The organism is Rhodanobacter glycinis (assembly GCF_900114325.1).
Classification (GTDB): domain Bacteria; phylum Pseudomonadota; class Gammaproteobacteria; order Xanthomonadales; family Rhodanobacteraceae; genus Rhodanobacter_A; species Rhodanobacter_A glycinis.
In genome coordinates this window covers 1-14704 of sequence record NZ_FOSR01000009.1, presented here as the reverse complement: position 1 = coordinate 14704, position 14704 = coordinate 1, and the positions used below count along the sequence as shown (strand labels likewise).

Below are 14704 nucleotides of genomic sequence, written 5' to 3'. Positions count from 1 at the left end.
CGTTCCAGTCTGCAAAGGTGCAAAACGAAGCCCGGCTCCATGCCGGGCTTCGTGCGTCTGGGCCGTGCCAACTGCGAGGGACGGTTCAACATCCCCTCGGACAACACTGTTTCGCCGGCAGGAGCCCGCTCGCGGGCGATGCTTTTCAGGGCTGTTCGGACGCCCTGCCAAAAGCATCGTGGCTGAAGCCGCTCCTGCCGATGGATGACGGGACGAGATTCAGGGCTTGCTCGGCTGGTTCGCGCCCGTGCCGTGCCGGACGGCATGTTTGCGCAGACGGTCGAACTCGGCCTTGTCGATCTTGCTGACCGACTGGATCGCGCACGGTGGCTGGTTGCGCGAGCGCACGGTTTCGCCAACTTCGCCGCAGATGCGCCACGGCATCACCGCCTGGTTGGCCGGGTTCGAGTGGAAGATCAACCCCTTGGGCGGATAGCCCAGACGCGGGCAATCGGACTGCAGTTTCACCAGAAAGCGATCCGGCCCGGTGCGAACGATGGCCGTGCGCGCATCCACGATGTACCACTCGTTGATGTGATCGGTTTGCAGGCACGAGGACACCGGGCGTAGCGGATGGTAAGCCGGGTCATGCGATGTGGCGGGCGCCGCCGAAACGCCGGAAGCGCAGGCGAATGCCAGAAGGGATAGTGCGGTGACGATGGATTTCATGGGACACCTCGTCAGTCATGTGGGTGGTGATGGTTCCCCGGTCATCCCGGGCCATCAACGCGTCCGATGATCGACCACCGGGGCGCGCAATGCCAGTGGCCGGCATCCGGGGACGGCAAGCCTCCCCCACTTCCGGTGGTGGCAGCGTGCATTCACATCCATACAGCCTTGCGCGTATTCGCCAGCGTGCCATCGAAATCGCAGATCAAAAGCGCGTAACGCATGCAGAACTCCCGGCCATGACCGATCAAGTTCAAGGGGGAGTTGGCAAGTTGGGCGGCGGTGCAGCCACCCGCCTCGGATGAGATATCAGCCGGGATGGCGTGGGCTGGCGCAAAACAGGCGCTCGGCCAAGGCGCGGCCGCGCGCAAGACCTTCCGGGGTGAGCCAAACCGACTTGGCTTTGCCCACCGGGTTGTCGATGAAGCCCTGCTCACACAGGCGATCCATGACATCAAAGTCAAACCCTTTCCATGCCCGGTACCCGTCAAAACTGAATGCTGCAAGTAGCGCGAGCACTGCATCGTCGATTTGCGATTGGTCGTAGGTCATGTCGGGAGCCTCCTCAAAGCCTGCGGAGCGATTCGCTTGCGGATGGATCAGGCGTACGAAGCCACCAGAAAAACGATGACGTACACCGTGAAAATGTTTTGGGAGGCAAACGGCCAATACTCGGATACCGGTGGACGACCGCGGATGGCAGACGTCCACGCCATGCGAATCAGCCAGGCGACGCCTGGAAGCGCGAACAGCATTCGCCACTTGGGTAAGCCCGCGCCATGGGACCACCATGCAAGCGTTGCGCCCACGACCGCAACAAGCCCCGCCAAGACGATGATGGCGGCAAGGATGCGGAACGGCCAGCGAACTGCCACCCGGGACGGTACGTTGTGTGATTGAGTTTCCATACCTGCACCTGGCGGTGAGATTGAGAGATTTCATGCGCAGAGGTGGACACCGGTTGGTTAGCCGCCGAACCTAACTGGCTCAGGGCCACGGTGCTTGGGGCGAACAACGACAGAACCGGCCAATTTGTCGTGCCAACCCTGCTTGCGAGGATCGAAAGCAACCCAGATGATGCCGAGGAAAAGGGGCAGAATCGCGACGAAGTATGCAAGGTAACGACCGATCGATTGGCCGACGGTGAGCGTTTCCCCGGTTCTTGCGTCCACTACTCGGGCAGACACTACCATCTTGCCAGGGGTGGCTTGCTTGTAAAGCCAGAAGAGGATGACGGCCACAGCAGGCAAAACCCAAGAAAGCAAGAAGTCAGCGGGACCGGCAACAAGCGGTCCATTATTGTTTATGAAGTAGCCCCAACCGTAGATGGCGAGCAGCGGCGGTGCGGTAATGATGAACACGATGATGGTATCGATGATGGATGCGCCAACCCGTGGCCAGAAGCCTACGTACTCGAAATCGCTTTCCTGCATGAAGCTCTCCTTAGGTATCAACGCTGGAATTGGGAGGGCGCCTCGAACGAGATGTTAGACGACTGCGACGAGGCACATTTGGACGGCTTGTCGCGTGAAGGTGCGCAGAATTTACTACATGAGAACGATGCAACACAGTCTGCACAATGCGGTGCGCCAAAAACAGGTGATTTATGCATCAAGATCATAGGCGTCAGCCGTTGTACCGAAGGCGTACTCGTGAAACTGAGGACCATCTGTGCGAAGAACTACTTTTGCACTTTCATCGTCGTCCGTGAACGCGACAACTGGGCGGTACGCGGTACCTTTATATTCGAGCTCGCCCTGATCGAACAGCATAGATAAATCGAAGCTAAAGTCACCGCAAATTGATTTTGCGGAGCGGTCCGGGATTCCGTGTTTTCGCAGAGTGTCACGTAGGAGCGCGACCCACTGAGTTTGGAACTCGCCACAGAGATCCTGGTATTGGTCGAAATTCGTCAGTTCCATGCATCAACCTTTGTGACGTCTAGACTGGCCCAACGCTGGAATTGAGCGCCTTGAACGAGTTAGGGAAGGCCTGATCAATCTGCTTTTTCCCGTCCTTCCTGCGAAAGCAGGAATCCAGCGTCTTTGCTTTCAATGGCCTATAGACACTGGATCCCAGCTTGACCGGCCCTTCGGCCGTTGAAAAGCGCCTCGCTGGGATGACGGGCAAAATCAGAACATCCTTAGGCAGCCTCGTCGCTTACACCAATTGATACCCGATGAAGCTGCCCAAATCGACGAAATAGCGACAAAGTGCCCCACACACCAAATATGACGCCGACTAAGGCAAATGCCAGCCCGATACTTAGAAGGTTGGTAAGCGCTGCTGCGCTGAGGGTGATGAAGTAAGGGATGGCTCCGATCGCCGCATAGACGGCGGCACATGCGCTACCAACTATAAGTAGCCAAAAGCTGCTGTGCCCATAGCGGCGCAACGCTTCAGCTTGAAGTGAAAGCAGGATGACTTCTACGCCAATGCCGAGAACGATTGTTGCGAGCCAAATCATGCGAAGAGTATTCATGGCGTCCCCTGTTGCCTAACGCTTAGTAGGCCCTAAAAGTGGGGTGTTGCGCCGAGTATGTCGCGCCCATCCTGACCGCACAAGCGGCGGATTCCTACACTAAATCATGGCTTTGCGTGGATGCTCTTGGGCTGGTGAGCAAGCATGCTGTCGTTGTTATCAGCGACGTTTGGGGTGGTATGAGTTATCGGGGCGAAAGTGAGGGTGTAACGGGGCCGACAACGCCGCGGTTGCTGGATCAGGTGCGGGCACGGTTGCGCTTGAAGCATTACAACTTGCATACGGAACGCGTTTGCGTGGATTAAATCTGGCGATTCATTCTGGCTGATGGCAAACAGCGCCCGCGGCATTGGTACGTCCATGTGCGGCGCAGGTCTGCACCCATGTGCTCAATCGTGGCGAACAGTGCGTGTTGAATCCGCTGGATCGCTGAGGCTCAGCCTTCGCCCTTGTGCCCGCGCACGACCCATGTCCATGGGAACATCAGGAATCCTGGTCCATCGCGGCGAGCGTCGGCCAGACCGTTGGCGCGCAGGGTGTGGGCGTAGTCGGCGGTGTGGCGGAAGTCGAGCAGGGCGACGCGGCCACCGGGTTTCAGCACGCGCGCGATCTCGCGCACGGCTTGCTCGCGGTCGGTTTGCGTGGGCAGGTTGTGGATGGCGAGGCTGGAGACGATCACGTCGAAGCTGGCATCGGGGTAGGGCATGCGGCGCATGTCGCCGGTATCGATCTGCACGCGCTCGGCCAAGCCGGCCAGTGCGGCATTGCGTGTGGTCGCGTCGGCGGCGTTGCCGCTCTGGTCGCGAGTGCTCCACAGGTCCAGTCCGGTGGCGCGGCCTCGTGGCAGGTGGCGTGCCGCTTCAAGCAGCAGCATGCCGCGTCCGCAACCCACGTCCAGCACGTGTTCGTCGCCGCGCAGTGCGAGCGAGGTGATCATCCGGCGCAACTGCGTGCGCTTGCCGTACAGGCTGCTCAGCGTCATCAGGACGGCTTCGGCGATCAGGATCGCGCCGGTGTAGCGCATCGTCCACACCAACGGCTGGGCCGGGGCGAGGAAACCGGCGAAACTGAGCGCGATCAGCGCCGGGCCGCCAATGGCGAAGCCGAGCACAAGCGCAGGCGCATCGATACCGAATTGGGGTTTCCCCGGCATATCGCATTCTCCCGTGAACGAGGCGATTGTCCGGGCGCAGTGGCGTGGGCGCCACTGACAGCTGTCATGGATAAGCGACGACTGAGTGAATGGGAGTGAGGAGATAGAGAAAGCGGAAACGCAGCACTTCTCTCACTTCTCACTCCTCTCCACTCACTCCTCGCTTTCTAACCCGGTCGTCGCGCACCCAGCAATACCAGCACTTCCTGGGCGCTGCGGATGCGTTCGGTGGCACCGGGCAGGTCGAGGGTGATGCGCAACTTGTCCTGGCCTTCCAGCTTGTAGACGCGTGGCAGACGCTGGACCAGTTTGATGATGGCCATCGGGTCGACTTCCGGTTTTTCGCGGAAAGTGATGCGGCCGCCGTTGGCACCGAAGTCGAGTTTGCGGATGCCGAGTGGCGTGGCCATCAGCTTGAGGCTGGATAGCGCGAACAGGGTTTTGGTCGGCTCGGGCAGCAGGCCGAAGCGGTCGATCATTTCCACTTGCAGGTCGCGCAGGTGGTCGTCGTTGCGGGCGCTGGCGATGCGCTTGTACAGGGTCAAGCGCGCGTGCACGTCGGGCAGGTAATCATCCGGAATCAGCGCGGGCAGGTGCAGTTCCACCTCCGTCTCGTGCTCGCTCGTCAGGTCGAAGTCGGGCACCTTGCCGCTCTTCAGCGCGCGCACGGCGCGGTCGAGCAGCTCGGTGTAGAGGCCGAAGCCGATCTCCTGGATCTGGCCGGATTGCTCGTCGCCCAGCAGTTCGCCCGCACCGCGGATTTCCAGGTCGTGCGTGGCGAGGGTGAAGCCGGCGCCGAGTTCTTCCAGCGAGGCCAGTGCTTCCAGGCGCTTCTCGGCATCGGCGGTGATCGACTTGCGATCCGGCACGATCAGATAGGCATAGGCGCGGTGGTGCGAACGGCCCACGCGGCCGCGCAACTGGTGCAGCTGGGCCAGGCCGAAGCGGTCGGCGCGGTTGATGATGATGGTGTTGGCGGTGGGGATGTCGATGCCGGTTTCGATGATGGTGGTGCACACCAGCACGTTGAAGCGCTGGCGGTGGAAATCCGCCATCACCTTTTCCAGTTCGCGCTCGGCCATCTGTCCGTGCGCCACGCCGATGCGCGCATCGGGTACCAGTTCTTCCAGTTCGCGCAGGGTGCGCTCGATGGTCTGCACCTCGTTGTGCAGGAAGAACACCTGGCCGCCGCGCTGCAGCTCGCGCTGGAATGCTTCGCGGATGGTCGCCGGGTCCCATGCGGAAATGAAGGTGCGTACCGCCATGCGGTGCGCCGGCGGGGTGGTGATCAGCGACAGATCGCGCAGGCCGCTCATCGCCATGTTCAGCGTGCGCGGGATCGGCGTGGCGGTCATGGTGAGCAAGTCCACCTCGGCGCGCAGTTTCTTCAGTTGTTCCTTCTGGCGCACACCGAAGCGCTGCTCCTCGTCCACCACCACCAGGCCGAGGTTCTTGAACTTGATATCCGACTGCAGCAGCTTGTGGGTGCCCACGATCACGTCGATCTGGCCGTCGGCGAGCCGCTTCAGTGCCTCGTTTACTTCCTTGGACGAACGGAAACGCGACAGCACGTCCACCTTCACCGGCCAGTCGGCGAAGCGGTCGGCGAAGTTGCTGTAATGCTGCTGGGCGAGCAGGGTGGTGGGCACCAGCACGGCCACCTGCTTGCCCGCGGTGGCGGTGGCGAAGGCGGCACGCAGGGCCACTTCGGTCTTGCCGAAGCCGACGTCGCCGCAGATCACGCGGTCCATCGCGCGCGGTGCGGCCAGGTCGGCGAGCACGGCATCGATGGCCTGTTCCTGGTCGGGGGTTTCCTCGAACGGGAAGCTGGCGCCGAATTCCTCCACCAACTGGCGGTCGATCGGCATGGCCTGGCCACCGCGTGCCTCGCGTTGCGCGTAGATGGCCAGCAGTTCGGCCGCCACGTCGCGCACCTTCTCGGCGGCCTTCTTGCGCGCGCGTTCCCACGCATCGCCGCCCAGCGAATGCAGCGGCGCCAGTTCCGGTGCCGTGCCGCTGTAGCGGCTGACCAGGCCGAGCTGCGCCACCGGCACGTAGAGCTTGTCGCCCTTGGCGTATTCGATGATCAGGAACTCGCCTTCCATGCCACCCAGTTCCATCGACACCAAGCCGTGGTAGCGGCCCACGCCATGGTCGACGTGCACGATCGGCGAGCCTTCCGAGAGTTCGGTGAGGTCGCGGATGATGCTTTCGGGGTCGCGCGCCGCGCCGCGCCGCTTGCGTCGCTCGGTGCGTACGCGCTCGCCGAACAGCTCGCGTTCGGTGAGTACGGTGAGCGCAGGCTTGGTGAGAGCGAAACCCTGTTCGAGCGAGGCGATGGTGATGGCGAATCTGACTCCCTCCCCTGCGTGCAGGGGGAGGAGAAACGCCGGCCAGCCTTCAACGTTTTCGGGCTTCAGCCCCGCACTGGCCAGCGTTTCGATCAGCGCTTCGCGCCGGCCGGCCGAATCGGCGGCAATCAGCACGCGGCCCGGGTAGCTTTCGAGGAAATGGCGCAGCGAAGTGCCGGGTTCCTCGCCCTTGCGGTTGAGCGGCAGTTCGGGGGCTGGTTGCGTGCCGCTGGCCACGGCGTGCTCGTGGCCGGCGTCCACCACTTCCACGCGCAGGCGCTTGTTCAATTGCTCGCGCAATTGCTCGGGCGACAGGTACAGCTCGGCCGGGGGCAACACCGGGCGTTCGATGTCGTGTGCACGCTGGTCGTAGCGTTCGGCGGTCTGTGTCCAGAATGCCTCGCTGGCCTCGCCGGTACCTTCGCCCAGCACGAACAGCGCATCGTTGGCGAGGTAGTCGAACAAGGTCGCGGTGTGTTCGAAGAACAGCGGCAGGTAATACTCGATGCCGCCCGGCGTCACGCCTTCCTTCATGTCCTGGTAGAGCGGGCAGCGGCGCACGTCGATGGGGAAGCGTTCGCGCAGGTTGTCGCGGAATTCCTTCGCGGCCTGCTCGGTCAGCGGGAATTCGCGCGCGGGCAGCAGGTCGACCTTGTCCACCTGTTGCTGCGAGCGCTGGGTTTCCGGATCGAAGCTGCGGATGGATTCCACTTCATCGTCAAACAGTTCGATCCGATACGGTTCGACGGTGCCCATCGGGAAGATGTCGATCAGCGCGCCGCGCACGGCGAAGTCGCCCGGCTCGGCCACCTGCGGCACGTGGCGATAGCCACTGGCCTCCAGCCGGCGTTGCTCGGCGGCCAGGTCGTATTTCTGTCCTTTCGATACCACCAGCCCGGAACCGGTGATGTGCGAGCGCGGTGCGATGCGTTGCATCAGCGTGGTCATCGGCACCACCAGCACGCCGTGCTTCACGTCGGGCAGGCGGTACAGCGTGGCGATGCGTTGCGAGACGATTTGCGGGTGCGGGCTGAACGCGTCGTAGGGCAGGGTTTCCCAGTCCGGGAAGTGCAGCACCGGCAGGTTGCCGGCGAAGATGCGCAGCTCGTCTTCCAGCGCCGAAGCACGCTGGGTGTCGCGCGTGACCGCTACCAGCAGGCCGTCGTGCGAACGCGCCGCCTCGGCAATCAGCAACGCCCGCGCGGAGCCGTGCGGCGGCGCCCAGTAACGGCGCTGCTTGGGCGTGGTGGGCAGGGGCGGGTGCTTGATCGGGCTGGACATGATGGCGTGCGCTTGACTCATGGCGCGGCCGTCAAAGCCGCGCCGGGGAAAGCGGGCAAGTGTAACGCGATGGCGCGGGCGGACCGGTTTTCTGCCTCTCCCCGAAGGGAAGAGGCTCAAGGTGAGGGGCCAGTTCGCGAGGAGATTTGATCCAGGCAGTTTTTCTGAAAGGCCCGATCTGGAAGGCTTGGGGCAAGACCCGCCCCTCACCCAGCCCTCTCCCCGCAGGGGAGAGGGAGACAAAGGCTGAAGCCTTACAGCACCAGCCGGATCAACGCCGTGCCGGGCTCGTCGGGGATCATTCGCTGGGTGAAGCCCAGCTCGCGGCAGAGCTCCAGCATCGGCCGGTTTTCCATCAGCACGTAGCCCCACAGCTCGGCCAGCCCGCGGCGGCGGCAGTCGTTCACCAGCCGCTGCATCAGCAGCGCGCCGAGGCCGCGACGGCTCCAGCTCTGCTCCACCAGCACCGAGAATTCGGCGCTGGCGAGAGCTTCATCGACATAGATGCGGCCCACGCCACGCATTTCCGCCGGCGTGGCCGATTCGTCCATCAACACATAGGCGGTTTCGATGGCCGGATCGATGCGGCACAGCCGCTGCGCCATCGGCGTCGACAGTTCGGACATGGCGTGCAGGAAACGACGTCGCACATCCTCCGGCGACAAGCGGGTGAAGCAACGCTGCATGGCCGCCACATCGCCGGGTTCGATGGCGCGCAGCACCAGCTCGCGATCATCGCGCGTACGTACCTCTTCGCCACCGGAGGCTGTTGGCACCACCCGGGGGCGGCCGAAGCGTTCGCGGCTGCGCGGAGGCAGTGACGCATGGCTATACGGGGTGGAAAAGTCGATGGCAGGGATCATGGCGTGCTCGGATTCAGGTTCCGTACTTGCGCGTATTGTGTGCGATGCAGCATGAATATGCAATGACACAGATCATGGACCTGTGGCTGGTTTGGTAGCTCAATGGCCGGATTGCTTCGGTCCGTGGATGTTGCGGCACCGCAAATTCACGGTGTGGCTTGCAAGCCGGAGCGGGGCACAATCGCGCTTCCCCTTGATGCAGGAATCCCGCATGGCCGGCAAGCCCCGCCACGGTCTCGACCCGTCCCAACTGGAAGCGCTTTGCGGCCGCTGGCCGGGTGTCACCCGGGACATCAAGTGGGGCGACAACCTGGTCTTCAGCGTCGGCGGCAAGATGTTCGTGATGACCCACGAAGATGGTCGCGAAGGCGGCCGCCTGGCATTCAAGGTGGCGGACGAGCGCTTCCTCGAACTGACCGATCAGCCCGGTATCATCCCGGCGCCGTATCTGGCGCGGGCGCGCTGGGTTTCCGTCACCGAGCCGTCGCGCTTCGCCACCACCGAGCTGCAGGCGCTGCTGCTGGATGCCTACATCACGGTGCGCGCGAAGCTGACGAAGAAGCTGCAGGCCGAACTCGGCCCCTTACCCACACTGAAAGGCAAATCATGACGCAACACCTGAGCGCACTGGCATTGCTGGTGGCCGATTACGACGAGGCGATTGCCTGGTACACGAATACTCTCGGTTTCGAACTGATCGAAGACACCGACATGGGCGGCGACAAGCGCTGGGTGTTGCTGGCGCCGCCCGGTTCCCGCGAAACGCGTCTGCTGCTGGCCAAGGCCAAGGGTGACGAACAAGCGTCGCGCGTCGGTAACCAGACCGGTGGCCGGGTGTTTCTGCTGCTGCACACCGACGACTTCCAGCGTGACTGGCAGCGCATGCGCGACGCGGGCGTGCATTTCCGCGAGGAACCGCGCCACGAGGCCTACGGCACCGTGGCGGTATTCGAGGATCTGTACGGCAACGGCTGGGATTTGCTGCAGCCGGCCGGGTGATCGATGCGCCCGCGATGCCGCCGACGGTTTCGCGGGCGCTGCGTGCTCAGCCCAGCATTTTCAGCAATGCCTGCGCGACAGGTTCGGAGGACGCCGGATTCTGTCCGGTGATCAGCAAGCCGTCGCTGACCACATGCGGTTGCCAGTCGCCGCTTTTGCTGTAATGGCCGCCATTGTTTTTCAGCATGTCTTCCACCAGGAACGGCACGATCCCGGTCAGGCCTACCGCTTCCTCTTCGGAGTTGGTGAAACCGGTGACTGACTTGCCCTGCACCAGCGGCTGGCCATCGGCTGATTTCACATGGCGCAATACACCCGGCGCGTGGCAGACCGCGGCCACCGGCTTGCCGGCGGCCAGCGTGGATTGAATCAAGGCGATCGAGTCGGCGTCTTCGGCCAGGTCCCACAGCGGACCGTGGCCACCCGGGTAGAACACCGCGTCGAAATCGCCCGCTTTCATGTCCTGCAGTTTGTGCGTGCTGGCCAGCAGCGCTTGCGCTGCCTTGTTGGCCTTGAAGCGGCGGGTGGCGTCGGTTTGCGCGGAAGGGTCGTCGCTCTTGGGGTCCAGCGGTGGCTGCCCGCCGCGCGGCGAGGCCAGCGTGATGTCGGCGCCGGCATCCTTGAATGCGTAGTAGGGCGCGGCGAATTCTTCCAGCCAAAAACCGGTCTTCTTGCCGGTGTCGCCGAGTTGGTCGTGCGAGGTAAGCACCACGAGAATTTTCATGGGGATCTCCGATGGGGCAGGGGGAACCGAAGCCTATTCCCGTGCGCGTGTTCAGCACGTGGGCAGGCCGGGATCGTCGATCAGTTGCAGTACAGCCGGATGCAATGCCGAGTGGGCCGCCGCCCATTCGGGATGTCGGCGCCGTGATGCTGCGCCGGTTTACCAGATCAGATCGTCGGGTACTTCGAATTGCTTGTAATACTCGTCGTCCGCGTCGTTGCCGCTGCCGGCGTCGCTGCGGCGATGGTCGAGCACGATCATGGATGCATCGCGTTCGGCCACCTTGTCGGCGGCGGGGCGCGGCAGCAATTCGTATCCGTCGCCATGGCGCACGATCACCAGCGTGCCAGTGGACAGCTGCGCGCGCAGCGGTTCGTTCACCAGCACGTCCTTAATCTTGTCGCCGTCGGCAAAGCGGTAGGCGATCTCGCCCGCACGCTTCACCTTGTGCGCCTCGACGATCTGGTGGATCTGCGCACGCAGCTCGTTGGCACGCGCCTGCGCATTGCGTTCCGCGGCAATCGCGCGGTCGCGCTCGGCCTTTTCGGCCTGCAGCCGCTGCACGTCCAACTGCTCGGCGGTGGGCGCTGCCGGTCCCTTGCCCTGGTGTTTCTTCGCCTGCTCGCGCGCGACCTGGGCGACCTGGTTCTTCTTGACCAGGCCAGCCTTGAGAAGTTGTTCCTGCAGGGGATTGCGCGTAGGCATGACGTGTTGGTTGAGCGAGTTGGCTTGACGGTGATTGTAACGGGGCCGGGCCCGGCTCAGTCGACAACGAACGATGGGGCTCCCGCATCGGTGAACGATCGATGCGGGTCGGTGTGGCCTGCGACCGGGGTGAGCTGTCGCGTCAGTCCGCCACGTCAGGTTCGAAGAAACTCCAGCGCACATCGCCGAATTCGGCTTTCATCGCGCGCTCGACGGTATTGATCGCGTCGATCAGGGTGCGGTCGCTGGCGGCCGGCTGCATGCGTGCCTTGACGGCCACCATCACGTCCGGGCCCATTTGCACGGTGATCAGGTTCAGCACCTCGGCCACTTCAGGGCGACCTTCGAGGAAGGCGTGCAGTTCGGCACGGCGGGCGGGTTCCACGCCCTGGCCGATCAGCAAGGCCTTCACTTCGATGGCCACGGCAATCGCGATCACCACCAGCAACACGCCGATGGCGATGGTGCCCAGTGCGTCGAACAGCAAATTGCCGGTGAGCATGGTGGCGCCGACGGCCAGCGTGGCCAGGCACAGGCCGATCAGAGCGGCGAAATCCTCGCCGAAGATCACCAGCAATTCGCTCGAGCGCGTTTCCCGGAACCAGCGCCACAGGCTTCGTTCGCCGCGGGCCTTGTTCACTTCCTGCAGGCAGCCGTGCATGGAAAAACTTTCCGCGACGATGCCGAAGGCCAGCACGCCCAGCGCCAGCCATGGCCACTTCAGCGGCTCGGGGTGGCTGAGTTTGTGTACCCCTTCGTAGATGGAAAACAGGCCGCCCACGCTGAACAGCAGCAACGCCACCAGGAATGACCAGAAGTACAGTGCACGGCCCCAACCCAGCGGGTAGTCGTCGGACGGCGGTCGCTTCGCCTGGCGCATGCCGAGCAGCAGCAGCCCCTGGTTGCCGCAATCGGCAAGCGAATGGATCGCCTCGGCCAGCATCGCACCGGAGCCGGTGATGAAGGCAGCGACCGCCTTGGAGACGAAGATGGCGAAGTTCGCGCCCAGGGCGAGGAAGATCGCCTTCAGCGAATTGGCGTGGCCGGACATGCAGGCTCTCGGATCGGGAGTGGCGACGTATTGTAGTCGGCGTGAATCTGCCTGCGTGGCGTCTCGCCCATGCATAGGGCACCATGCATGTCATGAGCTACTGCGAATCCCCGCCAGCCTTGCCTTTGCGCCACATGGTTGCGGCGTACTGGTGCATTGAGCAGAACGAGACGGACGCAGGTGGAATGTATCGAGTGTTGCCGGACGGTTGCGCCGACCTGATCTGCGATTTCACGGCTGGCACGGTGCAGGCGCGATGGGTGGGCACGATGACGCACGCGGTACTGGTGTCGACTGGCTCGACGCAGCGCCTGTTCGGCATCCGCTTTGCATCGGGTGGCCTGTTTCCGTTGCTGGGGGCGCCACTGAGCCTGCTGGTGGACCGGGTGGCGGAACTGGATGCGTTGCCGGCACGATACTGGCAGCCGCCGCTGGAGGCATGGCGTGATGCACCGGATTTTTCCACGCGCTGCGCGCTCGCTGATGCCAGCCTGATTGCGACATTGGATGGTCATGCCGGAGATGGGGCCACGGCCTTGCTGCACGCATTGCGACACGTGGAAGTGTTGCCCACGGTGGCTGAACTGTCGCGGCGAACTGGCCTTGGCGTGCGGAGCCTGCAGCGGCGCTTTATCGAAAGCCTGGGTGTGAGTCCGCGCCAGCACTTGTGCTATCTCCGCTTCGAACGGGCCAGGCACCTGTTGGAATTCCACCATGCAGGCGCCGCGGAGGTGGCGCTGGCAGCCGGCTATAGCGACCAGGCACATTTCGTGCGCGAGTTTCGCCGTTTCGCCGGGGTCACTCCAGGGCGCTGGTGCTGAGCGCCTGACGCATTCGTTCAATACGACCTGGGTGAAAGCGGGCATGCTTGGCGCTCCATGTTTCGAGGAAAATGCCCATGCCTGACCAATCCTGCCGCAAGGCTACCCCGGTGTTGTACGTGCCCGCCATCGCGCCCAGCCTGGCGTTCTGGCGCGACCGGCTTGGTTTCGAGGTGACCATGGAGGTGCCCGGTGAAGACGGTCCGGCCTTCGTGGCGCTGGCCAGCGGCGGCATCGAGCTGATGTACCAGACCACGGCTGCTCTGGCGGCTGATCCGCATGCGCACGGGATGGAGTGGAAGGGTGACCGCAGCTATCTGTTCGTGGAGGTGGCGGACATCGATGCGCTGGCCGCTGCGCTGGAAGGCTGCGAAGTGGTGTCGCCACGTCACGAGACCTTCTATGGAGCCACCGAGATCGTCTACCGCGAGCCTGGTGGGCACTTCGTCACCTTCGCACAGTTCAGCCACTGAGCGGCCAGGGCGTCAGCGAATACCGACGCCCATGCCTACGCCGAAATGGATGTTCGGGTGGCCGCGCTGCATCTCGTCGGCGGTCCAGCGATGCGACTGCGTGACCTTCACCAACGGGAACACGTAAGGGGCCTGGCCGACGGTGCCGGCGCGGCTGCCGTTGAGCGTGCCACTGACGGTAATGGGCGAACCCTGCGGATAATTCAGTGACTCCACGTAACCGGGCAGCACGGCGATGAAGCGGCCGGCGGCGTTGCCCTTCAGGCGCGGGCGCTGCGAGGAGTCCAGCGGAAAGGCCAGTACCTCGATCTCGGTATCGTTGGTGAGATTTTTTACCGACACCACCGTGCCGCCCCAGATGACATTGGCGCGCGCGTAGCGTTCGGGTGTCTGCGCCACCTGCATGGGCGTGGCGGCCACGGTTCCGGGTGGTGTCTGATAGATCGGGGCGGGTGCGCACGCGGCCAGCAACAGCGCAACCAGCGGGGCGAGCACGGCGAGTCGGATGGCGATGCGCATGAGGATGCTCCAGGCGTGTGGGTCTCTGGTGTCGTTCCAGGGACGGTGTTCGCCCCTGAAACCCCGTTCATACAGGGCGTGGCTTGCGACAGCAAGCGTACGCGGAAAATGGCCGTGGAGGGCCGGGGCTTTGGGGGCGGTGAAGTCAACGTACTTGCTGGTCGGAGGTGAAGCACAGCCAAAAGAGTCCGTCCGTGCTGAGCGTGGCCAGCGTCGGGGAAGATCTGATGTTGCGCGTCATCCCGGCGAGAGCTCACTGCTGTCCGGAATAAATTCGCTAGTCCCCGACTCGTTCAGTCTCATGTCGAGCGGACTCATGCGAACAGCCCGGGTTGCCACGGTTCGCCGGGGTGGACGGTCTTTCGTCGCCGGTCGCGTCTACGTCCCGGCACCGCGCTGACCGGGCGTTGGAACAAGCCGGCGCGGAGCTCGGCAAGAAAGAGCCACAGCGTGGTGGCCGAGGTGCTGGCGCGATGGGCCAGCGCCACCAGCAGATAGGCCACCAGGGCGGTGAGGATCTGGATCTTCACCGCTCTCTCGCTGCGACCGAGGAAGCGCCGTAACCGCAGGTGTTGCTTGATCCACTTGAAGAAGAGCTCGATGTTCCAGCGCG

At 63.5% G+C, this 14704-nt stretch carries 17 protein-coding genes and 1 pseudogene; 4 read left to right on the top strand and 14 right to left on the bottom strand.

What is annotated here, in order from left to right:
- Window positions 1-219: 219 nt before the first annotated feature.
- The 9 genes from BMY90_RS10700 to BMY90_RS10660 all read right to left on the bottom strand — a co-directional run bounded on the left by BMY90_RS10700 (window position 220) and on the right by BMY90_RS10660 (window position 8799).
- Window positions 220-669, bottom strand: a complete 450-nt coding sequence (locus BMY90_RS10700; protein WP_092703889.1) for a DUF6491 family protein — start codon at window positions 667-669, stop codon at window positions 220-222.
- A 309-nt stretch (window positions 670-978) separates the two neighbouring features.
- Window positions 979-1221 (bottom strand): DUF6429 family protein, encoded by a 243-nt coding sequence (locus tag BMY90_RS10695; RefSeq protein ID WP_092703887.1) that lies wholly within the window; start codon window positions 1219-1221, stop codon window positions 979-981.
- A gap of 47 nt (window positions 1222-1268) precedes the next feature.
- Window positions 1269-1577 (bottom strand): hypothetical protein, encoded by a 309-nt coding sequence (locus BMY90_RS17055; protein ID WP_139201737.1) that lies wholly within the window; start codon window positions 1575-1577, stop codon window positions 1269-1271.
- Window positions 1578-1634: 57 nt separating this feature from the next.
- Complete coding sequence (locus BMY90_RS10690) at window positions 1635-2102, bottom strand: RDD family protein (protein WP_092704072.1); 468 nt, start codon at window positions 2100-2102, stop codon at window positions 1635-1637.
- A gap of 171 nt (window positions 2103-2273) precedes the next feature.
- On the bottom strand, window positions 2274-2591 hold the full coding sequence (locus BMY90_RS10685; protein ID WP_037100874.1) for a hypothetical protein: 318 nt from the start codon (window positions 2589-2591) through the stop codon (window positions 2274-2276).
- A 221-nt stretch (window positions 2592-2812) separates the two neighbouring features.
- A complete protein-coding gene (locus tag BMY90_RS10680) occupies window positions 2813-3151 on the bottom strand; it encodes a hypothetical protein (protein ID WP_092703885.1) in 339 nt (112 codons plus the stop codon).
- Between the two features lie 436 nt (window positions 3152-3587).
- On the bottom strand, window positions 3588-4304 hold the full coding sequence (locus BMY90_RS10670) for a class I SAM-dependent methyltransferase (protein WP_092703882.1): 717 nt from the start codon (window positions 4302-4304) through the stop codon (window positions 3588-3590).
- A 167-nt stretch (window positions 4305-4471) separates the two neighbouring features.
- Window positions 4472-7936 carry a transcription-repair coupling factor gene (gene mfd / locus BMY90_RS10665; protein ID WP_092704070.1) on the bottom strand — a complete coding sequence of 1155 codons (3465 nt, stop codon included), beginning with the start codon at window positions 7934-7936 and terminating at the stop codon, window positions 4472-4474.
- A gap of 254 nt (window positions 7937-8190) precedes the next feature.
- Window positions 8191-8799, bottom strand: coding sequence for a GNAT family N-acetyltransferase (locus tag BMY90_RS10660; RefSeq protein WP_008214142.1), 609 nt, complete (start codon window positions 8797-8799; stop codon window positions 8191-8193).
- A gap of 211 nt (window positions 8800-9010) precedes the next feature.
- Between BMY90_RS10660 and BMY90_RS10655 the strand changes: the two genes are divergently transcribed.
- A complete protein-coding gene (locus BMY90_RS10655; RefSeq protein ID WP_092704068.1) occupies window positions 9011-9409 on the top strand; it encodes an MmcQ/YjbR family DNA-binding protein in 399 nt (132 codons plus the stop codon).
- Window positions 9406-9798, top strand: a complete 393-nt coding sequence (locus BMY90_RS10650) for a VOC family protein (RefSeq protein ID WP_008214146.1) — start codon at window positions 9406-9408, stop codon at window positions 9796-9798. The genes BMY90_RS10655 and BMY90_RS10650 overlap by 4 nt, the downstream gene beginning before the upstream one ends.
- 46 nt (window positions 9799-9844) lie before the next feature.
- Here BMY90_RS10650 and BMY90_RS10645 read toward each other — a convergent pair whose 3' ends face one another.
- From BMY90_RS10645 to BMY90_RS10635, 3 genes are all read right to left on the bottom strand, one after another.
- Complete coding sequence (locus BMY90_RS10645) at window positions 9845-10522, bottom strand: type 1 glutamine amidotransferase domain-containing protein (protein WP_092703880.1); 678 nt, start codon at window positions 10520-10522, stop codon at window positions 9845-9847.
- A 159-nt stretch (window positions 10523-10681) separates the two neighbouring features.
- Window positions 10682-11227, bottom strand: coding sequence for a DUF2058 domain-containing protein (locus tag BMY90_RS10640; RefSeq protein ID WP_092703878.1), 546 nt, complete (start codon window positions 11225-11227; stop codon window positions 10682-10684).
- Between the two features lie 142 nt (window positions 11228-11369).
- Complete coding sequence (locus tag BMY90_RS10635; protein WP_092703876.1) at window positions 11370-12278, bottom strand: cation diffusion facilitator family transporter; 909 nt, start codon at window positions 12276-12278, stop codon at window positions 11370-11372.
- A gap of 83 nt (window positions 12279-12361) precedes the next feature.
- Between BMY90_RS10635 and BMY90_RS10630 the strand changes: the two genes are divergently transcribed.
- Together BMY90_RS10630 and BMY90_RS10625 are read left to right on the top strand one after the other, a co-directional pair.
- Window positions 12362-13099, top strand: coding sequence for a helix-turn-helix domain-containing protein (locus tag BMY90_RS10630; protein WP_092703874.1), 738 nt, complete (start codon window positions 12362-12364; stop codon window positions 13097-13099).
- 77 nt (window positions 13100-13176) lie between these two features.
- Complete coding sequence (locus tag BMY90_RS10625) at window positions 13177-13572, top strand: VOC family protein (protein ID WP_008214154.1); 396 nt, start codon at window positions 13177-13179, stop codon at window positions 13570-13572.
- A 12-nt stretch (window positions 13573-13584) separates the two neighbouring features.
- Here the strand turns inward: BMY90_RS10625 and BMY90_RS10620 are convergent, their stop codons facing one another.
- Together BMY90_RS10620 and BMY90_RS17430 are read right to left on the bottom strand one after the other, a co-directional pair.
- A complete protein-coding gene (locus BMY90_RS10620; protein WP_092703872.1) occupies window positions 13585-14091 on the bottom strand; it encodes a Slp family lipoprotein in 507 nt (168 codons plus the stop codon).
- A 505-nt stretch (window positions 14092-14596) separates the two neighbouring features.
- Window positions 14597-14704: pseudogene (locus BMY90_RS17430) on the bottom strand (transposase); the annotation flags it as partial.